The organism is Sphingobacteriaceae bacterium (assembly GCA_016715905.1).
Classification (GTDB): Bacteria; Bacteroidota; Bacteroidia; order B-17B0; family Aurantibacillaceae; genus Aurantibacillus.
The window spans coordinates 625822-649945 of sequence record JADJXI010000003.1 but is presented as its reverse complement, the minus strand read 5'-3'; the positions used below and the strand labels follow the sequence as shown (position 1 = coordinate 649945).

General features: G+C 34.6%; 27 protein-coding genes and 1 tRNA gene. 23 read left to right on the top strand and 5 right to left on the bottom strand.

What is annotated here, in order from left to right:
* Positions 1 to 20: 20 nt before the first annotated feature.
* Positions 21 to 1961 (bottom strand): T9SS type A sorting domain-containing protein, encoded by a 1941-nt coding sequence (locus IPM51_03235; protein MBK9283311.1) that lies wholly within the window; start codon positions 1959 to 1961, stop codon positions 21 to 23.
* Positions 1962 to 2340: 379 nt separating this feature from the next.
* Between IPM51_03235 and IPM51_03230 the strand changes: the two genes are divergently transcribed.
* From IPM51_03230 to IPM51_03170, 13 genes are all read left to right on the top strand, one after another.
* Entirely contained in the window at positions 2341 to 2877 is a 537-nt protein-coding gene (locus tag IPM51_03230; GenBank protein ID MBK9283310.1) for a sigma-70 family RNA polymerase sigma factor, read from the top strand.
* Positions 2877 to 4637 carry a hypothetical protein gene (locus tag IPM51_03225; GenBank protein MBK9283309.1) on the top strand — a complete coding sequence of 587 codons (1761 nt, stop codon included), beginning with the start codon at positions 2877 to 2879 and terminating at the stop codon, positions 4635 to 4637. Before IPM51_03230 ends, IPM51_03225 begins: the two co-directional genes overlap by 1 nt.
* Positions 4638 to 5441 (top strand): SUMF1/EgtB/PvdO family nonheme iron enzyme, encoded by an 804-nt coding sequence (locus tag IPM51_03220; GenBank protein MBK9283308.1) that lies wholly within the window; start codon positions 4638 to 4640, stop codon positions 5439 to 5441.
* Positions 5442 to 5516: 75 nt separating this feature from the next.
* The gene (locus tag IPM51_03215; protein MBK9283307.1) at positions 5517 to 6122 is read left to right on the top strand and encodes a 2,3-diphosphoglycerate-dependent phosphoglycerate mutase; all 606 of its coding nucleotides are present in this window, start codon (positions 5517 to 5519) and stop codon (positions 6120 to 6122) included.
* Between the two features lies 1 nt (position 6123).
* Entirely contained in the window at positions 6124 to 6585 is a 462-nt protein-coding gene (locus IPM51_03210; protein ID MBK9283306.1) for a hydrolase, read from the top strand.
* A complete protein-coding gene (gene map / locus IPM51_03205; protein ID MBK9283305.1) occupies positions 6582 to 7379 on the top strand; it encodes a type I methionyl aminopeptidase in 798 nt (265 codons plus the stop codon). The genes IPM51_03210 and map overlap by 4 nt, the downstream gene beginning before the upstream one ends.
* Positions 7380 to 7491: 112 nt before the next feature.
* The gene (locus IPM51_03200) at positions 7492 to 8535 is read left to right on the top strand and encodes an endonuclease/exonuclease/phosphatase family protein (GenBank protein ID MBK9283304.1); all 1044 of its coding nucleotides are present in this window, start codon (positions 7492 to 7494) and stop codon (positions 8533 to 8535) included.
* Between the two features lie 47 nt (positions 8536 to 8582).
* Positions 8583 to 9182 carry a hypothetical protein gene (locus IPM51_03195; protein ID MBK9283303.1) on the top strand — a complete coding sequence of 200 codons (600 nt, stop codon included), beginning with the start codon at positions 8583 to 8585 and terminating at the stop codon, positions 9180 to 9182.
* 76 nt (positions 9183 to 9258) lie between these two features.
* On the top strand, positions 9259 to 9486 hold the full coding sequence (locus IPM51_03190; GenBank protein MBK9283302.1) for a hypothetical protein: 228 nt from the start codon (positions 9259 to 9261) through the stop codon (positions 9484 to 9486).
* 75 nt (positions 9487 to 9561) lie between these two features.
* Complete coding sequence (gene mqnE / locus IPM51_03185; GenBank protein ID MBK9283301.1) at positions 9562 to 10701, top strand: aminofutalosine synthase MqnE; 1140 nt, start codon at positions 9562 to 9564, stop codon at positions 10699 to 10701.
* 45 nt (positions 10702 to 10746) lie between these two features.
* The gene (locus IPM51_03180) at positions 10747 to 11673 is read left to right on the top strand and encodes a DUF3078 domain-containing protein (protein MBK9283300.1); all 927 of its coding nucleotides are present in this window, start codon (positions 10747 to 10749) and stop codon (positions 11671 to 11673) included.
* Between the two features lie 81 nt (positions 11674 to 11754).
* Positions 11755 to 12390 (top strand): PorT family protein, encoded by a 636-nt coding sequence (locus IPM51_03175; protein MBK9283299.1) that lies wholly within the window; start codon positions 11755 to 11757, stop codon positions 12388 to 12390.
* 1 nt (position 12391) lies between these two features.
* Positions 12392 to 12943, top strand: coding sequence for a UbiX family flavin prenyltransferase (locus IPM51_03170; GenBank protein MBK9283298.1), 552 nt, complete (start codon positions 12392 to 12394; stop codon positions 12941 to 12943).
* Position 12944: 1 nt separating this feature from the next.
* Here IPM51_03170 and IPM51_03165 read toward each other — a convergent pair whose 3' ends face one another.
* Complete coding sequence (locus IPM51_03165) at positions 12945 to 13625, bottom strand: OmpA family protein (protein ID MBK9283297.1); 681 nt, start codon at positions 13623 to 13625, stop codon at positions 12945 to 12947.
* 308 nt (positions 13626 to 13933) lie between these two features.
* Here IPM51_03165 and IPM51_03160 point away from each other — a divergent pair, with 308 nt between their 5' ends.
* The 4 genes from IPM51_03160 to IPM51_03145 are packed head-to-tail and all read left to right on the top strand — an operon-like array spanning position 13934 to position 15321.
* The gene (locus tag IPM51_03160) at positions 13934 to 14251 is read left to right on the top strand and encodes a hypothetical protein (GenBank protein ID MBK9283296.1); all 318 of its coding nucleotides are present in this window, start codon (positions 13934 to 13936) and stop codon (positions 14249 to 14251) included.
* A 20-nt stretch (positions 14252 to 14271) separates the two neighbouring features.
* Positions 14272 to 14586, top strand: coding sequence for a carboxypeptidase regulatory-like domain-containing protein (locus IPM51_03155; protein MBK9283295.1), 315 nt, complete (start codon positions 14272 to 14274; stop codon positions 14584 to 14586).
* A gap of 59 nt (positions 14587 to 14645) precedes the next feature.
* Positions 14646 to 14963, top strand: a complete 318-nt coding sequence (locus IPM51_03150; protein MBK9283294.1) for a hypothetical protein — start codon at positions 14646 to 14648, stop codon at positions 14961 to 14963.
* A 22-nt stretch (positions 14964 to 14985) separates the two neighbouring features.
* Positions 14986 to 15321, top strand: coding sequence for a hypothetical protein (locus IPM51_03145; protein ID MBK9283293.1), 336 nt, complete (start codon positions 14986 to 14988; stop codon positions 15319 to 15321).
* A 452-nt stretch (positions 15322 to 15773) separates the two neighbouring features.
* Here IPM51_03145 and IPM51_03140 read toward each other — a convergent pair whose 3' ends face one another.
* Together IPM51_03140 and IPM51_03135 are read right to left on the bottom strand one after the other, a co-directional pair.
* Positions 15774 to 16058 carry a GIY-YIG nuclease family protein gene (locus IPM51_03140; GenBank protein MBK9283292.1) on the bottom strand — a complete coding sequence of 95 codons (285 nt, stop codon included), beginning with the start codon at positions 16056 to 16058 and terminating at the stop codon, positions 15774 to 15776.
* A gap of 46 nt (positions 16059 to 16104) precedes the next feature.
* Positions 16105 to 16178: transfer RNA gene (locus tag IPM51_03135), tRNA-Asn, on the bottom strand.
* Between the two features lie 224 nt (positions 16179 to 16402).
* Between IPM51_03135 and IPM51_03130 the strand changes: the two genes are divergently transcribed.
* The 6 genes from IPM51_03130 to IPM51_03105 all read left to right on the top strand — a co-directional run bounded on the left by IPM51_03130 (position 16403) and on the right by IPM51_03105 (position 22963).
* Positions 16403 to 17326: a bifunctional hydroxymethylpyrimidine kinase/phosphomethylpyrimidine kinase gene (locus IPM51_03130; protein MBK9283291.1), complete on the top strand. Its 924-nt coding sequence runs from the start codon at positions 16403 to 16405 to the stop codon at positions 17324 to 17326.
* A 50-nt stretch (positions 17327 to 17376) separates the two neighbouring features.
* Positions 17377 to 20025, top strand: a complete 2649-nt coding sequence (locus IPM51_03125; protein ID MBK9283290.1) for a tetratricopeptide repeat protein — start codon at positions 17377 to 17379, stop codon at positions 20023 to 20025.
* A 52-nt stretch (positions 20026 to 20077) separates the two neighbouring features.
* Entirely contained in the window at positions 20078 to 20488 is a 411-nt protein-coding gene (locus tag IPM51_03120) for a polymer-forming cytoskeletal protein (GenBank protein ID MBK9283289.1), read from the top strand.
* The gene (locus tag IPM51_03115) at positions 20466 to 20678 is read left to right on the top strand and encodes an AtpZ/AtpI family protein (GenBank protein ID MBK9283288.1); all 213 of its coding nucleotides are present in this window, start codon (positions 20466 to 20468) and stop codon (positions 20676 to 20678) included. The genes IPM51_03120 and IPM51_03115 overlap by 23 nt, the downstream gene beginning before the upstream one ends.
* 361 nt (positions 20679 to 21039) lie before the next feature.
* Positions 21040 to 22197, top strand: coding sequence for an aminopeptidase (locus IPM51_03110; GenBank protein ID MBK9283287.1), 1158 nt, complete (start codon positions 21040 to 21042; stop codon positions 22195 to 22197).
* A gap of 172 nt (positions 22198 to 22369) precedes the next feature.
* Positions 22370 to 22963, top strand: a complete 594-nt coding sequence (locus IPM51_03105) for an LON peptidase substrate-binding domain-containing protein (protein MBK9283286.1) — start codon at positions 22370 to 22372, stop codon at positions 22961 to 22963.
* Positions 22964 to 22966: 3 nt separating this feature from the next.
* Here IPM51_03105 and bshA read toward each other — a convergent pair whose 3' ends face one another.
* Positions 22967 to 24097, bottom strand: coding sequence for an N-acetyl-alpha-D-glucosaminyl L-malate synthase BshA (gene bshA / locus IPM51_03100; GenBank protein ID MBK9283285.1), 1131 nt, complete (start codon positions 24095 to 24097; stop codon positions 22967 to 22969).
* Positions 24098 to 24124: the final 27 nt, after the last annotated feature.

The window sequence follows — 24124 nt, the reverse complement described above, 5'->3', positions numbered from 1 at the left end:
GACTTTTCAGAAAATGAAAACTATTTCAACACCACTATCTTTTTTCTGATTATCGATCCATCAATATTCACCTCAACAAAATAAATTCCGGCATTTAAATTTTTTATTTCCAAATACTTCGGACCCTGAGGTTCTCGAAGGGTCGACGCTCCTGAGCCGGTGGCTTCGAGTGCCTCAGCCACCGAAACCTGCCTCCCTTCTACATTAAATATTTTTATAGTGGCTGATTTACCTGATGTGTTTTTAATATAGAAAGTTCCGTTGCTCGGATTCGGATAAATCAAAATCTCATCCTTAAAATTAATTTCTCGTATTGAAGTGGCTGCATTGATCAAAATAGAATCACAAGCGTAACATTCTCCGGCTGTAAAGGTCATGCATACTTTTAACCAACCGTAACATAAATTACTAATGGTAGTTCCATCTAACAAACCGGTGGTGGCAGACAAAGTATAGCCATTGGGAATTTGTGTAGTTACAATTACTGTTCCATCACAACTCGCCGAACTGCTTGGAGCTGTGCCCTGTAAACCAAACCGCGGAGCGTTAGTGGGTACATTGATAATGCTGGTGGTTTTACAGCCGTTATAACTATCTTCCACTGTTAAAGAATAATTACCCGTAACATAAGCCGAATAAGTGCTGGTACTTGCACTGGTTTGGGGAGCCGGACCCATCCATGAATTGACGATAATACTCGGACTCGGACCCGCAGAAGTTACATAAGAATTATTGGAGTTGAGCGTAACCACATCACCGGGTTTACAAAATGAAGTTGGCGTTCCTGTAATTGCAGGAATGGATTTTGGGGCACGAAAATCCTGGTAGATGGGAATGATTGAAGATGTTTGACATCCGTTTATTGAATTTGTGGCAACGACAGTAAAATTCGCATAAAACAAGGCTATGGTGCTTGTCGGTGGGCCGTTAGAAATGTCTCCAATAATCAAGGTCGTTGTCAAAGGTTGCCCAAGAATTGGAACCTGCCAACTAATTATTGAGTGTTTTGTGCTAGAAAATCCTTGAGTTAAAAATGTAGGATTATTACAAGTTAAAGTATTTGCCGGTATTGAAGCTATCACATTTGGAACCAATGTATTTTGACTTACAGTAACATCCACCATAGTTCGGCAAAAATTAGAATTATCCTGAACAATTATTGACCATGTTCCTGGGCTAGTAGTAACAGTTGAAGAATTATTTCCTAAAATAACACTTGGCGTAACTATACCGGTAAATGTAGGTGCCATAAAAGTGTAACTACAAGTTGCAGGTGGTGTTTGTGTAGAAACCGGATTAATGATAGAAATAGTAGTTTGATTTAATGGCGCACAGCCGAAAGAATAGTTGGTTGAAGAACCTAATGAAAAAGTTGGATAGGCATCTGGAGAAGTTACACTAACGGTTTGGGTTACAAAACATCCATTTGTTAAATCTTTAAGTTTATGTGTGTAAACCCCAGGTCCTGAGTAAAAATTAGTTACTTCAGTGACATTAATGCTCAAATAACTCTCATTACCATTTGGAAATGGACTTACTGGTACGTACCACGAGTGCATAATATTGGATGTTGGAGTAAGAGCCATTGCGGTAAAAGTAACCGGATTATTACAGGTAACAGAAGCGGAATTTGGAAATACTGATGAAGATGGAACTGCTGTATTTATTCCAATTGAAACGGTTGTTGTCAAAGTACAATTCGTAATTCCTTCGCTAATTGTTAAAGTATAAATTCCCGGCTGAGTAACGTTCGCGTAGGGAAGATTGGTAGTGAAAGAAGGTCCCGTCCATAGATGATTTGGATAAAAGTAATTTGAATTTTGTATTGCAATTAAATTTATGGTTGGATTTGCACAGGTAATCGTATATCCATTTTGACTTAGAATATCCATAGTATAACTACATTGAGAATTCATAATATAAATTCCCATCACCAATAAAAACGTAAATATTTTTTTCATAAAATTTTGTTTATACCAAGTTAGGCAATTTTTAATACGGGCAATTCTTAAAATGTTCAGGTGGCTAGTTTTCTTTCATAAGTGGATTGTGAATTAATGGCAAAAACATGCCCGAAAAATAGCTTTTGAAGCGGAACATTTATTCCATATACCTTCCTTTTTGCTCCATTCACTCATTAAAAAGTTCATTTCACCCAAAATTAACAATGTTTCACTCATTCCATGTGTAAATATTGTAACTGAGGTTCAGGTACTTACTTATATAGTTAAAGTTTTTTGAAATCCTGGCGTAACCCCAAATGCCTGTTTGCCTTATAACCTTGTAATGAGTTTAAAAGCTGCAGCCATAAATCCCCACTATCATCATACCAACGATCAGTTGCTTGAAGAAATGACCATCATTGAGGCTGCAAAACTTAATCCTCAACAATTCGCTCCTTTGTATGATAAGTATTACAAACAAATATTTAATTATTTGTATCAGCGGATGGATGATAAAGAAACTGCCTTCGATTTAACGAGTCAGGTTTTTTTAAAAGCACTCAGCAACCTTTCTACTTATCAATTTAAAGGTGTGCCATTCGCAAGTTGGTTATATCGTATCGCATACAATGAACTCATGCAGTTATTCAGAATGAATAAAGATAAAAGAGCCATTAATGCAGATGTGAGTGATTTAAGATATATCTGTGAGGAAAATGAAGAACCTTTTTTTGAAGAATATATTCCGGCTATTAAAAAATTAATTCAAGAATTAAAAGAAGAGGAATTGCAAATGGTGGAATTACGTTTCTTTGAAAAAAGAGCTTTTAAAGAAATTGCGGAGATTATGAATATCACCGAGGTAAACGCTAAAGTACGCATGTACAGGATTATTGAAAAACTAAAAAAACAATTGAGCAAACTCAAAACCTAATGGAACCAAAATTTAATATTGATCGTCCGAAAGTAAGTGATGAAGAGATCAATAAACACAAAAATTTCGAAAAGCTGGTTAATCAGTTTAAAGAACAAAGTATAAATAAAGCGAAACACGACAAGAGTTGGTGGAAGAGCAAAAAAGTCCGATACTCCGCCGTTATTGCAGGTGCCACAGTGATTTGCACCGTTACTTACCTCAGTTTATTCCATAACCAATCCGAAAAATCAAAAACGAATGAAACATTAATTACTCAAAATTCTCCACTTCCAACAAAAAACAAGAATCAAGAAAGGAAATTCATTGCACCGCCTTCTGCTAAACTCAATATTGCTTATTCCAAATACAAAGTTGATAGTCGTTCGGGTGGAGAAATAAATCATCCTTCTTCCAGCAAAATAAAAATTCCAAAAAATGCATTCGTAGATAAAAACGGAAAAGAAATTGTAGGCGAAGTAACCATTGAGTATCGCGAATTTCATGATAAAGCCGATATTATTGCCAGCGGTATTCCTATGGCTTATGATAGTGCGGGAAAAAAATACAATTTAGAAAGTGCCGGCATGTTTGACATTAAAGGCTCGCAAAACGGAGATCCGGTTTTTATTCGCAACGAAATAGAAGTTGAACTGGCTTCTGCTAATCCGCAAGACCGATTTAATCAATACTATTTGGATACACTTAAACAAAATTGGGAATATTTACGAAGAGACAACTTAGAAAATTTAGAAGGCGGAAGTCATAATTTAGAAGGGGGAAGTCAAAAGTTAAAAACACTGAAAAAAGAAATAGAAGTTATTATTCCTAAAAAAATTGATTCTGTTAAAGTAGTGTACAGCAAAAAAACGGCAGCTCTTCCTAAATACAAAGAGCCATTGAAGCCTCGCAAAGCCAGTGGTAAACAAACTTTTAATATTGATGCCAGTACCGATGATTTTCCGGAATTAAAGGCCTTTGGAAATTTTGTATTTGAATTGGGCAACGAAAATAAAAACTATACGCCTGAGATGAATGCCATTACCTGGCACGATGTAAAAATTAGTGAAGGACCCACAAAAGGCGTAAATTATTTACTAACGCTTCGCTATAATCAACGCGTTGAAAAACTGGTAGTATATCCTGTGCTTACCGGAAATGATTATGCCAAAGCGCAAAGTGAATATGAAAAGAAATTTGAAAATTATAAAGCCATTGCCGGGAAAAGAATAAATGATGAAAAATTATTGCTTGAGGAAATGGAGAAAAAGAAAGATGCGTATTTGAAAGATATAGCGATGAAAAAAGAAGAATACGAAAAATTGAAAGCCAAAAAAGCTGTAGAATATCAACAAAATTTAGTGAAGGAATTGGATAAGAACAGAAATAACTTAAACAATTCTACTTTCACGCGAAGAATATTTAATCTTAGTAAATTTGGTGTTTTTAATTCTGATTGTCCGCATTATGCACCAATGGTAAATCCCATTCAGCCTATCTTTGTGACGGCCGACTTAAAGCCAGTTTTTCCAACAGATGTGTATGTAGTTAATCATACTAAAAATATGGTTGGTACATATCAAGCTCCAAGTTTTAATACTTTATCATTTGATAAAAACGAATCTTATTCTATCATCGTATTTGCCGGTGCTAATATTTATAAAGTTGAAAAAGATGAAGTAAGTCAGACTTTAATCAAAACACAAAACAAATTTAAAGTAAGTGATATAACCGAAAAATCAGGAAACGTAGCTGATTTCAGAAAAGCATTAGAATCCTAAATGATAAGTTTTAAAAAGTACATTTATTTGTCCGGGTTATTTCTGCTTTTAAGCTTCTGTTTTTCTTTTACTTTTTTCAAACCTAAAAAATTTATACCACCCGGCACAGTTTCAATTACCGAAAACTTTTTTGCTGACGAAGCCGAAATCAGTAACGCTGCCTGGAGAGAGTTTGAAACTGCCACAAAAATTAAATACGGAAAATTTTCTAAGGAACATATTGCCGTGTTACCCGATACTTTGGTATGGCGACAAAAAAATTCCAGCAACGAACCCTATGTGCAATATTATTATCGACACCCGGCGTATCGTGATTATCCGGTGGTTGGCATCAGCTACGAACAAGCCTTAGCTTTTTGTAAATGGCGGACAGAAAAAGTAAAAGAATTTTATATCATCCGTTATAAAAAAGATTTAAAAATTAATTACCGATTACCCAGCAAAGAAGAATGGGAAAAAATCAGTTTGGGTGGTGTAGATATAATGTATGGATATGCCAGAAATAGCAAAGGTTGTATTTTATTTAATCACAGGTATGCCGCCGATAGCGTCGATGCAGCTAACACACCCAACAATCCCGCAGATGTAACTGCACCGATATTGTCCTATCAAAAAAACAGATTCGGAATTTATAATTTATTTGGCAATGTAGCCGAAATGACTGCCGAAAAAGGCATTTGCAAAGGTGGAGGATGGAGACATTTATTTGAAGAGTGCAGAGCAGGAAATGATATTCCCTATACCGGAACAACAGCTTGGCTGGGATTCAGATGTGTGTGTGATTTTCAAGGTAGCTCACAATAGCATTTCTATTTAAAAATTAGGTATTTTTTTACCCGATTCATTTTTAATTAAATCTTATATTTGGCCATTGAAATTATGGCACAATTAGTAATATTTCGTCACGGACAAAGTGTTTGGAATCTGGAAAATAAATTTACCGGATGGGTGGATGTAGATTTATCACCAAAAGGAATTGAAGAAGCAAAAACTGCAGGTGAAAAAATTAAAGGCTTTCAATTTGATTATGCTTACTCCTCTGCCCTCATCCGCGCGCAAAAAACCTTAACACTGGCCATGCAGGCTGCAGGTCATACTCCACTTACTCCAATTTACGATGCAGCTTTAAATGAAAGAATGTATGGTGACTTGCAGGGATTGGATAAAGCAGAAACCGCAAAAAAATACGGAGACGATCAGGTGAAAATATGGAGAAGAAGTTTTGATATTCCACCGCCTAATGGCGAAAGTTTAAAAGATACAGCAGAAAGAGTACTTCCCTATTTCGAAAAAGAAATTGTTCCCAAATTAAAGGCGGGTAAAAATGTAATTATTACAGCCCATGGCAATAGTTTACGTGCCTTGATTATGTATTTGGAAAAGATGACACCCGCGCAAATATTAGAATTTGAAATAGGAACCGCTCAACCCCGCCTTTACGAATTAAACAACGATATGAGTATTCAATCCGTAAAAAATTTATAAAATGAGCAACTTATTAAGCAACGAAGGAAAAATAATTGCCGTAGATTTTGACGGCACTGTTGTTGAACATAAATATCCGGCAATCGGAAAAGAAATGTTATTTGCTTTTGCTACATTAAAAGAATTACAAAAAAAAGGACATCGTTTAATACTATGGACATACAGAGCCGGTAAAACATTAGATGAAGCTGTGGAATATTGTAAACAAAACGGTGTTGAGTTTTATGCCGTGAATAAAAATTATCCCGAAGAAGTGCTGGATGAAAATATTTCCAGAAAAATTATAGCCGATATATATATTGACGATAGAAACGTGGGCGGATTTTTAGGATGGAGTGAGGTTTGGCAACACTTACATCCCGAAGGTGGAGATTTTTTACATCAATTAAAAAATGCGGAAGCACATCATAATTATAACAAAGGAGAAAGTGGAGGATTATTTAAAAAATTATTCGGAAAATGATTTATTTAAAAAACAGAGAAGAAATTGAATTGATGCGCGAATCAGCACTGATGGTTTCGCGTACATTAGGATTGATTGCCCGTGAAGTTAAACCCGGTGTTACACCCCTCTTTTTAGATAAGTTAGCTGAAGAGTATATTAGAGATAATGGCGGCGTTCCTGCATTTAAAGGTTACAAAAGCGCAAGCGGTGGAATTGATTTTCCGGCCACTTTATGCATATCCATTAATGAAGCTGTTGTGCACGGTATACCCACCAATAATCCCTTAAAAGAAGGAGATATTATTTCGGTGGATTGCGGGGTGAAGAAAAACGGATTTTATGGCGATCACGCTTATACTTTTGCTGTGGGAGAAGTAAAACCGGAAGTTCGGAAATTAATGGAGGTTACCAAAGAATGTCTTTATTTAGGAATAGCACAAATGATTAGCGGCAATCGAGTTGGAGACATTAGTTTTGCCATACAACAACATGCCGAAAAAAACGGATTTGGTGTAGTTAGAGAATTGGTAGGACATGGCTTAGGAAAAAATTTACACGAAGAACCCGAAGTACCCAATTATGGTAAGAAAACAGACGGACCCAAATTAAAAGATGGAATGGTTTTTGCCATTGAACCCATGATTAATATGGGTAAAAAAGATATTAAACAATTAAAAGACGGATGGACCATTGTTACTGCAGATGGTAAACCAAGCGCGCATTATGAGCATGATGTGGCTATTATCGATGGGAAACCTGAAATATTAAGCAGCTATTTATTCATTGAAGAAGCAATCGCTTCAATAAAGTAAACTTATTTTGAAAAAAATAAATTTTTCCGATTTAAGAGATTATGTAGAATTAAAACGGGAGCAAAAACTTTCCCGTTTCAACAAATTTATTCTCTGGATTAATTATTTTTTCATGCTCTGTTTGCTTTTTTCCGTTTCGGCAAAATACATACCCCCTGTTCTCTTTTGGATTCCCGCCTTTTTTGGATTAGCCTTTCCTTTCATCTTTATTATTAATTTTTTATTTATTTTTTACTGGTTATTTCAGTTAAAACACATTGTACTTTATCCAATCATGGCCATGGCTATAGCTATGCCTACTGCTATGCGGTACTTTAATCTTTCTAAAGATGAATCCGTAAATAAAAGCGGATTAATAAAAATAACCACCTATAACAGCATGTTGTTTGACTTATACAATTGGAAAAACAATAAAAAAACCCGGCCGATTATTTTTTCCAATTTGGCCGAAAACAATCCGGGCATACTTTGTTTGCAGGAATTTTACAATTCTGAAAATCCGAAAGATTATCACAATGTTGATACGGTGATTCAACTTTTTCAATTGCCGGAATATCATGTTGAATATATTTTCACACAAGACAGCACCGACCATTGGGGAATTGCCACATTTAGTAAATACCCCATTATCAATAGAGGTGCCATTCAATTCAACACCAGCGAAAATAACGGTTGTATATTTACCGATCTTGTCATTAATTCGGATACCGTTCGCGTTTATAATCTCCATTTGCAGTCTATTTCATTCAGTGATAAAGACACCAAGTTTATGGAAGAAATGATGTCGGATAAAAACACCAGTAATGAAATTGAAAAAAGTAAAAATATTGTGAGGCGCTTAAAAAGAGCCTTTAATTTACGGTGCAAACAAGTGGATGTAGTTAAAGCTCATATGAACAACTGCAAATATCCAATTATTTTATGCGGAGATTTTAATGACACTGCAGCCTCTTATGCCTACCAAACCTTATCCGAAAACATGGAAGATAGTTTTTTGGAGAAAGGCTATGGGTTTGGCAGAACTTATGCCGGTAAATGGCCGCAATTCAGAATCGACTTTATTTTACACAGCGAAAAATTGAAATGTTTAAAATTTACGCGCAGCAGCGAAACATTAACAGATCATTATCCTATTACTGCATTTTTTGAACAATAGTCTTTCGGTTTAATTATTTTTTTAATTTTACTCCAAAACCTATTCATATGAAAAATTTAGCGATCGCCTGTTTGGCCGTTTTAATGTTGGCTTCTTGTTCCAGCAAAATCGGCATAGTAAAAAGAAAGTACAATAAAGGTTATTATATTGCTCATAGCGGTAAACAAAAAAACACCACTATTCAATCTAAATCACAATCCAAAGTAGAACTTGAAAAACCGGAAGTTGTAGTAATTAACAATGTCCCTTCTGATGAATTTATACAGCAGCCTGTTGTTGCTTCAATAAATCAATCTCCTGAAATGAAACTAAAGGCTAAAAACTTTATTAAAAAACAATCAAAACTAAACAACCCAGCAAATCCTGAATTAGGATATACTTCTACGTCTAATCAAATTAACATTTCAAAACTGTTGAAGACGCATGATTCTATAAGCTTAATTAATTCCAAAAATAAAAAGGACAGCGACGTTAATATTGTTGTACTGGTTATTTTATCACTGTTTCCTATTTTGGCCTTAATTGCTGTTTATTTACACGATGGCGATATAACACTCAATTTTTGGATTGATCTATTATTGCATTTTATACTCCTATATTGGCTATTTGCCATTTTAGTAGTATTAGATATTGTTGATTTACGTTAATTAACTTGTAATAATTTAACATTTTTCCGACATTATTATTATTAACTTTGACTAAACTAGTTTAAACAAATTTATTATGAAAAAAGTATTATTATTAGCAGCATTCGCCGGTTTATTCGCAACTTCTGCATTCGCAAATTGTGGTGACGACGATAAAGGAAAAAAGAAAAAGGAATGTTGCAAAAAAGAAGCAAAAGCTTGTGCAGGTGAAAAGAAAGAAGGTTGCGCAAAAGCTGAAGGAAAATCTTGTTGCAAGAAAAAAGCTGAAGCTTCAGCTGAAACATCTTCTGAAAAAGAAAAATAGTTTCTTTTTAAACATTTTAAAAAACCCTCGTTGCAACGGGGGTTTTTTTATTTATCTATTTCTTACCTTTAACCCATGTCAATTGCACCTGCTAAAAACTTAAATCCCTCCCTATTCAAAGGCCTCGATGATACGCTGCAAAAAATTGCAAATAAAGTATTAGCTCAACAACGCATTTCATTTGAAGAGGGCGTTTATTTATATAAGCATGGTGAACTAGGTTTCTTAGGAACACTGGCTAATTTTATTCGGGAAAAGAAAAATGGCAATTTGGTTTATTTTAATCACAACTTTCATGTAGAGCCCACTAACGTTTGTGTTTACTCCTGCTCCTTCTGCTCCTACTCTCGTTTAATAAAAAACAGAACAGACGGATGGGAATTGAGCGTGAATGAAATAATGGACATCATTAAAAAATACGATGGAAAAAATGTTTCTGAAGTACATATCACGGGAGGCGTAGTACCTAAACAAGATCTTGCATTTTATACCGAATTATTTCAACGAATTAAAGAACACCGTCCCGATTTACACATTAAAGCATTAACCCCGGTTGAATTTCATTACATATTTAAAAAAGCAAAACTTTCTTATAAAGAAGGATTGCAAATTATGAAAAATGCAGGATTAGACAGTTTACCCGGAGGAGGCGCTGAAATTTTTGATAAAACAATACGCGACCAAATTGCCGGAGGTAAATGTACAGCGGAAGAATGGCTTGAAATTCATGAAACCTGGCACCAAATGGGAAATTTCTCTAACGCAACCATGCTGTACGGACATATAGAAAGCTTTGAACATCGCATTGATCATATGGACAGGTTAAGACAATTGCAAGACAAAACTAAAGGATTCAATGCCTTCATTCCCCTAAAATTTCGCAATAAGGAAAACGAAATGGCTCATGTGCCCGAAGTGAGTGTAATTGAAGACCTGCGAAATTACGCCATCTCCCGAATTTATTTGGATAATTTTGATCACATTAAAGCGTATTGGGCTATGATTGGGAGAAAAACTGCACAGCTCTCCCTCAATTTCGGCACAGATGATTTAGACGGAACTATTGATGATACCACCAAAATTTACAGCATGGCCGGCGCCGAAGAACAAAATCCAAAACTTACTACCGAACAATTAGTGGAACTCATTCAAAATGTAAATCGCATTCCTGTTGAACGCGATACTTTATACAACATAAAAAAAACATATACTTAAAATGAAAAAACCGCACTGCTTTTCTGTTTAATTTCCATTTTTGCCATGGGGCAAAATGCAAATCCCGATTCTTTAAAAACCAAAACGCAAAAAGACACCTCTTGGAAATCTACCGGATTTCTCGGCTTAAATGCCAGCCAAACGGCATTAAGTAATTGGCAAGGTGGTGGACAAGACAATGTGGCCATCAATGCCATTATCAATGCGCAATTAGAATACAAAAAAGGAAAACATTATTGGCTGAATAAAATTGATGCGCAATACGGATTAATAAAACCCGGTGAAGCCAAAATTTTTAAAAAGAATATTGATCAGTTATTTGCTGTCACCAAATATAATCTCAATGCATTTAATAAATATTGGTTTTATGCGGCACAGGCCGATTTTCGTTCACAATTAGCACCGGGTTATAATTATGTGGGCGATTCTATTGCAGGCGATGCTACTTCTGATTTTATGTCGCCCGGATATATTCAGTTGGCCATTGGTCTTGATTTTAAACCAACACAATATTTCACCGCTACTTTTGCACCTCTTGCCGGAAAAATAACCGTGGTTGACAGACAATACCTGGCCGATGCCGGCGCCTACGGTGTGGAAAAAGCCGTTTTGGATACTGCCGGAAAAATAATCACTCCGGGTAAAAAAACCAGAACGGAATTTGGAGGAAGATTCATTTTGAAATTTAAAAAAGACATTGGAAAACATGTAAACGTTGACTCTTATCTCGATTTATTCTCGAATTACATGAACAATCCCGAAAATATTGACATCGTGTTTAATAACTTAATCACTTTTAAACTGAATAAATATTTTACGGCTACAATCATATCTCAAATGTTATATGATGATGATATTACTATAAAACGCGATTGGAATCAGGATGGTAAGTATGATCATAAGAATGATATTTTTGGTCCGCGTGTCCAAATTATTTCAACTTTTGCCATTGGATTCGGATATAAATTTTAATTGATAAAAAAGAAAAATAATATTCTCCGTCACTTTTTTTGTCCGTATTATTTAGGGGCACTGTTTCTCCTCATTTCAAATATGAACGCTTTTGCGCAAGACCAAAAAGAAAATGTTTTTTCTTTGCGTCCCGCAATTGGTTTAAACGGCGCGCAAATACATGGCGACAGTTACAACGGATTTAATAAAGCCGGTGTGTTTGGTGGCTTATCGGTAAATGCCCGATTGAGTAAAAGATTAAGTATAGATCAGGGTTTCTATTTTTCTCAAAAAGGCTCGCGCCACAATCCCAATCCCGAAAAAAACGATTATAGTTTTTACTTTGTGAATCTGAATTATCTGGATTTACCTTTGTCACTCAACTTACAGCTGAATAAAGATTTTTATTTATGTGGTGGTCCATCTTTTGCTTACTTAATTTCATATTACGAAGAAACGGAAAGAGGAGATTGGACCGGTGTTTATCCCTTTGAGAATTATGAACTGGGTTTGAATATTGCCTTGGGTAAATTAATCAAAAAGAAATTTTTTGTAGAAGTACGTTCCTCCAATTCCATTACGCCCATTCGAAGTTACGGGGTAATTGCCAATGCCGTATTTTACCCCAATGCCGTTGCCGCATTTTTTAATAAGGGATTATACAACAATGTGCTTACCTTTATGATTGGATATAAACTCGACTTAAAGAAAAAAAATCGTGAACCCGAAGAAAAATAAAATGGTGGTAGCCATTACCGGTGCCAGCGGAAGTATTTATGCCAAATTACTTTTACATCGTCTTGGCGCTTTAAATAATCAAATTGAAGAATTGGCTTTGGTGATGAGTGATAATGCTAACACGGTTTGGAAAGAAGAATTGCAGGAGGAGTTTCAATTACCGGAGGGCGTAAAATTATACAGCAAAATGGATTTTTATGCACCATTTGCCAGCGGTTCAGCCCAATACAATACTATGATTATTTGTCCGTGTAGCATGGGAACTTTGGCCAGAATATCGACAGGAATCAGTAATGATTTAATCACCAGAGCAGCCGATGTTATTCTAAAAGAACGAAGAAAATTAATTTTAGTAACACGCGATACGCCTTTAAGTTTAATTCACATCAACAACATGAAGACCGTTACCGAAGCAGGAGCAATTATCTGTCCAGCTTCGCCATCATTTTACAATAACCCAAAATCGATTGATGAAGTAGCAATGACAGTAGTTAACCGTATAATTGATTTAGCGGGTTTAGAAAATCCCAGTTACCGTTGGGGTTCACACTAGTTCATTCGCTGATCACTTTCAAACTGGTTCTTCTGTTTTTCGATCTGCCCTCCTCGCTTGAATTATCTGCAATAGGCTCCAATGAACCGTAACCAACCGCCCGTATTCGTTTAGCTGCAATACCTTTCTGGCTAAGATAAGTTTTCACGGCTTCCGCACGTTGTTGCGATAAACGTAAATTATCTCCGGCTTGGCCTACATCATCCGTATGTCCTTGAATTTCGATAACCATGCTCGATTTTAACTTCAAAACTTCCACTAAATCATTCAGCGCTTTACTTGAGCTGGGTTTTAAACTTGATTTTCCGGTGTCAAAATAAACATTGCTTAAAATATAATCTTTGGGCGGATCAATTTTAATCTGCACCTTATAAGTTGCATCGGCATCAGCCGGCACATTCATTTTGGTGTATTCCACATCACTTGTAAAATTTTTGTATTTCAAAGCATAAACGGCATTCACCGGAATTAAAATCTGAAATTTTCCGCGCGCATCAGTGTGTGCTTTGTAGAGTGATTTGTTTTTTTCATTGGCAAAAAAAATAATTTCGTTGGCCAAAATTTTCCCTTTAAAATTTGTAACCGTACCATTTAACAAGGCCATTTTAGCATTTGGAATTAAGGACTGGGATTTTAATAATGTGAAATTTGCCAGTATAATAATTGCGAATATTTTTTTCATAAGTCTTCTTTTTAATTGTAATTCAGAAAATAAAAAAAGGTTACAGATAAAAAGTCACGCATCGCGTATCATTACGAATGAGAAAGTTTTGTTGATTCTAAAAGGACAAGCTTATCTCATTAAACTTGTTTTATAAAAAATTTGTACTATATTCGTTATACCAATCCATTTTTATGAAAACAACGTTTACCCCCCCTCAAACTAATTAAAAGTAAAATCATTAAGCTAATTGATATCAATACCGGTACTTATATAATTAAGTTCACATTAAATTCCGGCGAAACCATATTTAAAAAAATAGTAATATTATGAATGAAAATTTAATCCTAATTCTGTTTTCTTTATTACTGTTTTCTTGTCAAAAAAAAACAAATTGTTCAGGTACATTATATTACACAACAGGGCAAGCAATTCCTGACAGACCTATCTATATGTCGGAATCAGTATCAAACAGATTCAATTCCTCAAAGAATATTGTTGCTACAACAAATTCTGCTGGGTTTTATCAATTTTCTTTTAACGCTAAAAAAAATAAAGTTTATGCATTAGGCTGTGATTCTTGTTACGAATCAATAATATTAATAAATGGCGAAAACAATAAATTTGATTTGTTCATTTATAAATAACAAATTTAAAAGTAAATTGCATGAAAAGATTTAGTATATTAATATCTGTGATTTTCGTTTTAATCTCATGCGAAAAAGAAACTGGTTGTTCCGGCAAAATAACAGATAAAAATTTCAATCCATTTCCCAACAAAAACGTTTACTTAACAGATTCAAAAAAATCTGAGAATAAAACTAAAATTGTAACAACTTCTGACATCGACGGAAATTATCAGTTTACAATAAAAACGAAACGAAGTCATTCTTATTATGTAACTTTTGGGACAGAAGGATACGGGTATTTTACACTTGAACACGGAAAACAATACCGAAAAGATATTATTTTACCACAGTAATAAAGGTAATTTTCCTAAAATGTTACATTCGAAACCATATTTAAAAAAATAGTTATACTATGAAAACGATATTTTTCCTTTTGGTGTTAATCTCATTGTTGTGTTCTTGTGGGAAAAAAACAGAATGTTCCGGAACTCTTTATTTACTTAATGGTGCCACCTCCGTACCGGATAGAGAAATAACATTTAGGGAAATTAGAGCAGGGGTAACTTTATCCAAGAAAGTATTCTATTCAGATCAAGTCGGAAATTATAACTTTACCTTTAAATCCAAAAGGGATCGAAGTTATGTCTTAAGTACGGAGTTTACTCGCACAGGGAGTGTCGTAATATTGAAAGGCGAAATTAATAAAATTGATTTTTTTTTAGCTCAATAAATACTAATTAAAACTTTAATCTATGAAAACATTACATAGTATTTTCAAGCATATTTGCTTACCTATTTTCTTTATCCTATTTTTTACTTTTTGTCATAAAAACACGGAATGTCAGGGAAAAGTTGAAGATGTTAATTGGAAGCCACTGCCAAATAAAGGAGTTTACTTGATTGATATTTATAAAAATAAAGAAACAGCCACATTAATTACCCAAACAGATTCAAATGGAAAGTTTTATTTTTCTGCTAAAACTAAGAATAGTCATTCCTATGCTGTTACATTTGATCGGCCAAATTTTGCCTATTATCGTTTAAAGGAAGGCGAGTCGCATAATCTATCAATTTTTTTGCCCAATTAATCTAATTTCCCAAATCGCTTTCTGTATTGTATATTTTATAATTGTTTGCAGGCTGGTGTTTTTAAACCAGTCGACACTTGTTATTATTTTTATGGAACCGGGAAAAATTAAGGGCGCTTTAAATTGGCAGGAAGAATGGGCAACCGCAAAGCTGTTTTTATTTTCAGGATCAGTGGTATTTATACCCGCGCTCTCAAGGTAATTTACACGTGCACATTGCGTATATTTAAAATAGGCCGCATTGTTTTATGTGACTCCACTTCATCTCTAAAACAAAAAATCTGTCACTCAATAATTACAAAGCTTTCATTTGCTCCCTCTCCTGGGCTTCCCGCTTCTTACATCAGCGGGATAAACTTCTCGCCCAGGCCAAAACAAAAAAAGAGAAACTTTCGTTTCTCTTTTTGCTCCCTCTCCTGTCCCGATAGCTATCGGGATCGAACCAGGGACCCCTATTTATACCTCCCCTTAAGCTTATACGCCAGCTCTGAATATTTCTTTAAATTCTCAATGAATTTTGAAGATTTCATTCGTTTAATATGTTTTTCTATTTCGTAAGCTTGATTACTTTCCAAACCTTCAATTAAAAAAAATAATTCCCAGGGTCGACCTCTTAAAGTAAATGAATTCCGATTTTCTCCTTGGTTATGTTCCACTAATCGTTCCTGTATATTATCAGTTGTGCCTATATAGTACTTTGAAAGCTTTTGGGAATATAAAATATAGACGAAAAACATGTTCAAACAAAAAACCCTGAAGAGAATTTATTCTGCTTCAGGGTTGCTCCCTCTCCTGGGCTCGAACCAGGGACCCCATGATTAACAGTCATGTGCTCTAACCAGCTGAGCTAAGAAGGAATTTTTTTCCGCTCTAACCATCCGCCGCGGCGGAGAGCTAAGAAGGAATCTTTTCCACTCTAACCATCCCGATTTTAATCGGGAGAGCTAAGAAGGAATTTTCTCAAATTTGCGCTAATTTCTTCAATCAAAGCGCAAACCTGATTTTTTCTGATTAGGGTTGCAATATTACTACCATTTTTCGAAATAAACAATAACTTTACTCAAAATTTAAAACCTTTTACATGAGCCTATTAGTTGTTGGAACGGTTGCTTTTGATGCCATTGAGACTCCGTTCGGAAAAACCGATAAAATTGTTGGCGGCGCTGCCTCGTATATTTCATTGGCCGCCTCTTATTTTCACAGAGATATTCAATTGGTATCCGTTATCGGAGATGATTTTCCCAATGAATTTTTAAAAACTTTACAAGCCCAAGGAGTAAAATTAGATGGCCTCGAAATAAAAAAGGGCGAAAAATCCTTTTTTTGGAGTGGTAAATACCATAACGACCTCAACTCAAGAGATACTTTAGAAACTCAATTGAATGTTTTGGAACATTTTACCCCTGTTGTTCCTGAAAACAGTAAGAGTCCGGATTTTTTAATGCTGGGTAATCTCGCTCCTGCGGTACAGCAAAGTGTAATTAAACAATTAACCACACGACCAAAACTAATTGTATTGGATACCATGAATTTTTGGATGGATATTGCCATGGAAGATTTAATGAAAACGATTGCTATGGTTGATGTTTTAACCATAAATGATTCAGAAGCCAGACAATTATCGGGTGAATACAGCCTGGTAAAGGCCGCCCAAAAAATATTAAAAATGGGCCCTAAAGTTTTGGTAATTAAAAAAGGCGAGCACGGAGCCTTACTCTTTAACAAAGAGGAAGTATTTTTTGCGCCGGCTTTACCATTAGAGGAAGTGTATGATCCAACAGGTGCAGGCGATAGTTTTGCCGGTGGATTTATTGGTTATTTAGCTAAAACAAAAGATATCAGTTTCGAGAATATGAAAAGAGCCATTATTTTTGGTAGCGCCATGGCGAGTTTTACGGTTGAACGTTTTGGAACAGAGCGTTTAATTGGTTTAAAAAATTCAGATGTAGATGAGCGAATTCAGGAATTTGTGGAATTGGTACAATTTGATATTTCATTGGTATAATCTCAATTTTTAACACACTAATTGCTACGTATTTGCGTTATACTTTTTAAATGCTGAAACAAATAGCCATTTATAGTTTACTGGGCCTTATTCTGGCATCCTGCAGTACAAAACGCAATACGGTGGTGAGCAGAGGATATCATAACCTTACCGCAAGGTATAATGGTTATTATTATGCTTGTGAAAATATAAATGAAGGGATATACAAGATTGAAAAAAACAATAAAGACAACTTCACTAAAATTCTTCCGGTTTTTATTTATCCCGAACAACAAAAGGCTAAAGCTACTTTTGCCGAATTTGATAAAGCCATTAAAAAATCTTCTTATTGTATACAACGGCACGCCATTAAAGATAAAAAGGGTGAAGTAATTCCTTCTTCCGGTAAATGGATTGATGATTGCTGGATTAATATTGGTATTTCACAGTTTTATAAAAGAGAAATTTTCAGCGGATTAGAATCTTTTGAATACGTAGCGCGCACATTTAACACCTCCAAAGATAAGTTTGTTGCCATGGCCTGGATTGCCAAAGTAAATAATGAAATAGGCTCGGTAAGTAATTCCGAACAAATGATAAGCTTGCTGAAGAACGAAAAAACACTTCCTAAAAAAGTAAAAAATGAATTGCCTGCCATACGAGCAGATTATTATATCCGCCGCGGACAATACACCGAAGCAGCCACCCAGTTGATGGCCTGTGTAAGAAATACCAATATGTTTAACGGAGTTCCTAAAAGCAAAAGAGCCCGATACAGTTTTATTATAGCGCAGTTATACGAAGAACAAAAAGAAAATAAGAGGGCTATACAATACTACCAAAAGACCATAAAATTAAAACCCAATTACGAGTTGGTTTTTTACAGCAAAATAAATATTGCGCGTTTGTTGGATGTAAAAAGAAACAATTCTGAAAAAACTAAAAAAGATTTATTAAAAATGTCGCGCGAATTTAAAAACAGCGATTATTTTGATGTGATATTTTATACCCTGGGTAATATAGAAGAAAAAGAAAAACATGTTGACAAAGCAGAGCATTATTATAAGCGGTCGGTGCAAACCAGTTCAGTTAATCAAACGCAAAAAGCACTTTCTTATTTAAAACTGGCAGAGATTAATTTTGAAAGAGCAAATTATCAACCTTCCGGCTCTTATTACGATAGTGCTGTGGTTACTTTGCCTAAAGATCATCCGGATTATCAGGTAATTGTTGCCCGTAAAAAAACCTTAGAAACTTTAATCACGCAAATTAAAACCATTCAAAACGAGGATAGTTTGCAACGTGTAGCGCGCATGAGCGAAAGTGAGCGGGATGCTTACATTTTTAAAGTAATTGATAATATTGAAAAAGAAGAAGAACGAAAAAGAAAGCTCAAAGAGCAAGCCTTAAGCAATAACAACAGTCCTATTGTCAATGCCGCTAACCAAAATAATGCAGAGACAAATAATAATGCTGCTTCTTTTTATTTTTATAATCCAAATACGGTGGCGTTTGGTATTTCTGAATTCACAAAAAGATGGGGTAACAGAAATTATGAAGAAAACTGGAGAAGATCAAACAAAGCCTTAAGCATGGATAATAGCAATACCGAAAACACTTTAATAACAAAAATAGATTCAAGTATTGCTAAAAATCCGAAAAAAATTAAAGAGTTATTTGAGAAAAATTTACCCTTAAATGATTCTTTAATAAAAATTAGTGATAATAAAATTATTGAAGCTTTCTATTTATCCGGATCCATTTATAAAGAAGAACTGAAAAATAATAAAAAGGCGATTTATACTTTTGAAGAACTAAACAAACGTTATCCGAAAAACAAATATTTATTAAATACCTATTATACATTATACCGGATTTATCAATCGGAAAAGAAAAATGACCTGGCAGATGAATACAAAGAAAAAATATTGACTGAATTTCCGGAAAGTGAATTTGCCTTGCTCATTAAAAATCCAAAATATGCTGAAGAAGCAAATTCACGTCAAAGTGAAGCCGAACAATTTTACACGCAGGTGTTTGCAGCTTATAAGAAAGAAGATTTCACTTCCGCTTATACCCTGGCAGAAGAAGGCATAAATAAGTTCGGGAAGCATGATTATCGTCCGCAGTTTGAATTCATCAAGGCCATGAGTTTGGGAAAATTGCACGGGACCGACACCTTAGAATTTGGATTGAAATTATTAGTTGCTCAATATCCCAAATCAACGGTTACACCACTAGCCAATGATATTTTATTATCCATTAAAAAACAAAAACATCCAGAAATGTTTCGTTCGCCTGACGACTTAAACATGAAAACAGATACATTTAGCGTAAACTTTGATGCCGAACATTTTTTTATTGCCATTGTTCCGGATGACCCTAAAATTGCCAACGCATTTAAACTGAATATGGATGCATTCAATAAAAAATATTATTCAACCCGAGTATTTAGCATGAGCGGAAATATTTTTAAAGATGGAAAACAACTGGTGATTTTAAAATCATTTTTAAATGCCCAAGAAGTAATGACGTATCAGGAAAATTTTAAATTAGATAAAGATATATTCACCGGAGATGTTAAAAAGGAATTAATTGATGTTTTTCCGATTTTGGGCAGCAATATGCCTGTATTGTATAAAAAGAAGAATATTGAAGGATATGGCTTGTTTTATGCTGATAATTACAAAAAATTCCTAAATAACACCCAAAAACAGTAGGATTTAAGGGCTCAAAACCATCCATTTTTGTACATTTGCACAAACTTTTATTATGCTTGGTATTAACGGAAAACAAAGTAACACCGAAACAGGTTCAGTTAATTTAATCGGTGGTGGAACCAAGATTGTTGGCGACATTAACTCAAACGGTGATATCCGTATTGATGGGTATTTAGTTGGGAATTTAAGCACAAATGGCAAATTTGTTCTTGGCCCTCAGGGAGTTATAGAAGGTAATGTAATTTCCGGAAACGCAGATATCAGCGGTGAAATTAAAGGTACTATTAAAATTTCTGAAAGTTTATCGCTTAAAAAAACGGCCCGGATACAGGGAGATATTATTACTGGCAAATTAGCTATAGAATCTGGTGCTATATTCAATGGTACTTGTAATATGGGCGCGAAAGTGAAAAATATCAATCAACCCGGCGAAGGATTAAATGCCGCCTCCAAAACAGCCTAATCCTTACATTAAGTACAGTAACATTGCTGTACAAATGGCACTTACCATAGGCTTATCTGCGTGGGGAGGTAAAAAGCTTGATGAACATTATCAGAACGCCAAACCCATTTGTACAATTTTACTAAGTTTATTCGGTATTACCGCAGCCATGTATTTGGTGCTTAAAGATTTCATTAAACCAAAAAAATAATGGCTAAAGGTTTAGTAACAACATTGTTTTGTACTGTTATTTCCCTAACCTTTTCCTTAATTCTACATTATACATACATTGCGCATAACTCGGATTGGTGGTGGAGTTTAATTTTTTTTATAAGCTTATCCATATTATCATTAATCCGGTTTTTCAATTTCAAATCGGCTCAAAAAAATACTGAAATAATACTATCCGTTATCATCATTAAAACAATATTGTTGTTTTTTGCAGTTTTTCTATATGCACTTTACGATAAAAGCCATTTAATTTCGTTTTCAGTACATTTTATATTGCATTATATTTTGTTTACTATTTTTGAAATTAGATATTTGCTAAACTTTATTAAACACCAGAACATATGAAGAAAATAATTTACAGTTTATTTATTTTGGTATGCGTTGCTAAGCTATCAGCGCAAGAAAAATCAAATAAGAAAGAAAGCGATTATAAATTTACTGTTGTCAAAAATTTGGAAGCTACAGAAGTTCAGAATCAAAATATGACAGGTACCTGTTGGTCTTTTTCTTCTCTATCTTTTTTAGAAAGTGAATTAATACGCATGGGTAAGGGTAAGGATTTTAATCTGAGTGAAATGTATATTGCCAAAAAAGCCTATAGCTGGAAAGCAGATAAGTTTATTCGTATGCATGGTAAAACAAATTTTGGTGAAGGTGGCGGTTTTCCCGACGCCTTAAGTGTATTTAAAAAATACGGAGCCATGCCAGAGGAAATATTCAGCGGAAAAAAAGAAGCAGGCGCTCAACACAATCATGCTTTGTTAGAAACCACATTAAAAAATATTTTATCTCCGGCAGCAACCGAAACACAACATATCGACTTTCAGTTTTTGCATAACTTAGTTGAAATGGCCTGTGATGAATATCTGGGTAAATCACCTGAAAAATTTACGTATAAGGGAAAAGAATATACTCCCCTTACCTATGCGCAGGCCACCGGAATTAATCCCGATGATTATGTATTCCTAACTTCTTTCACACATCATCCATTCTATTCAAAATTTGTATTAGAAGTACCGGATAATTGGAATTGGGAGCACATGTATAATCTTCCTTTAAATGAATTGAAAGAAGTAATGAGTACTTCAATTTTGAATGGTTATACCTGGGGCTGGGCTGCTGACGTAAGCGAAAAAGGATTTATGTTTGCTGATGGCCTAGCTATTGTTCCGGAAGTTCCTTTTAAATCAGCAGAAGATAGAACTAAAGCAGCAAAAGAACCGGTGGCGCAAGCTGTAATTACTCAGGAAATGCGTCAAAAAGCATTTGATAATTATGAAACGCAAGATGATCATGGCATGCACGCAGTTGGTCAGGTAAAAGATCAAAATGGTACAATTTATTATATTATTAAAAACAGTTGGGGGAAAGAAAGTAATCAATGCGACGGTTATTTGTATGCCAGCGAAAGCTATGTGCTTTATAAAACCACTAGTATTGTGTTACACAAAAAGGCTATACCGGCTGCCATTGCGAAAAAGCTTGGAATTACACAATAAATTAAAGTGTTGCTAATTAAATAATTGTATAGCATCACCTGAAGCAAAAGCATATTTTAAGGCTAAAATTTTGTTAATTATCCAACCGTTTCTGAGGTTGGTTTCGTATTGTATAATAAACAAATTACGATTGTTTATTTTTTAGCACAGTTTTTGATTAAAACAATACATTATGAAATCAAGTCAACTAACCTTACCCATGCTCCCGTTGAGCATAGTATTATTGCCCGGTGAAACTACCAAGCTTTATATTTACGAAGAACGCTATAAGGAACTGGTAAAAGATTGCCTTTCCAATTTGGCTTCTTTTGCAGTAACTTATGTTGAAAAGGGAGAAGTTATGGATTATGGTTGTGAAGTGAAAATTAAACGTGTACTTAAAACGTATTCTAATGGGGAAATGGACGTTTTAATTGAAGGTACAAACCTTTTTAAACTCGTGGATTACACACCTGTTCTTAGTCCAAAATTATATGGAGCTGCTACAATTACCTATTTAAATATTGATCAAAAAATTCAATTGAATAATTTGCAAGATGTAGTTGTGAATTATTTTGGATCTGTTCAGAATCAATTTATCGATTATGATACTGTTGCCGGACTAACGGTTTACAATGTTGCATCCTCCTTACAATTAACGCATCCTGAAAAATACCATTTAATCTCTTCTTCAAATCAACAACTGCATTTATTGAATATCATTAAATTCATAAATCACATAATTAATACAGAGCACCAGATTAAAGATCGCTTTATAGAAAACTAAAAGCTAAATTCCCTTCTTGACCAGATTGGCATAAATTTTTTCGTACATCGGTAAAATATTATTTACATCAAATTCGGAAGCACGTTTTAATGCGTTCATTCTAAACTTTGATAACAAATCATCATTCGACAACAATTGAATCGCGAAATTCGCCATAGCTGTTACATCACCTACATCACATAAATAACCTGTTTGATTATGAATATTAACTTCTGATAAACCACCGGTATTTGTACTAATTACAGGAACCCCGGACGCCATTGCCTCTAATGCGGCCAATCCAAAACTTTCTGTTTCAGATGGGAGTACAAATAAATCTGCGATACTCAAAACCTGTTTTGGATTATTTATTTTTCCTAAACTAATTATGTCGTTACATGTATTTAAATGACGGCACAAGGCTTCTATATTCGGGCGCTCAGGACCATCACCTACCAAAATTAATTTAGCCGGAATTTTTTTTCGAATCTGATCAAATACTTTTAAAACGTCATCTACTCTTTTTACTTTGCGGAAGTTAGAAACATGTACAATTATTTTTTCACCATCCGGCGCATAAGATTTTTTTAAATCCATATCTACAGTATTCGAAAACTCATTCACATTAATAAAATTAGGAACCACTTCAATTGGTTTATCAATATGAAATATTTCCCTTGTTTCTCTCTTTAAACTTTCAGAAACCGCCGAAATAGCGTTGCTGTGATTTAATGAAAAACAAATAATCGGCTCAAATGCCGGATCACGACCCACTAGTGTAATATCAGTTCCATGCAAAGTTGTTAAATAAGGAAGTTTAATGTTTTTTGATAATAAAATTTGTTGGGCCATGTAAGCAACGGAGGCATGCGGAATTGCATAATGCACATGCAAAACATCCAGCTTTTCAAATATAGCCACATCCACAATTTTACTAGCCAAAACACTTTCATAGGGCTGATAATCAAACAAAGGGTAGTCATTCACACTAAATTCGTGGTAAAATAAATTCTGATTAAAAATATTTAATCTGAATGGTTGCGTGTACGACATAAAGTGCACCTTATGCCCTTTTTTTGCCAAGGCGATTCCTAATTCGCTGGCCACTACTCCACTTCCACCATAAGTGGGAAAACAAATCATACCAATATTCATAAGTTCAAGTGGACAAATTTAATATAA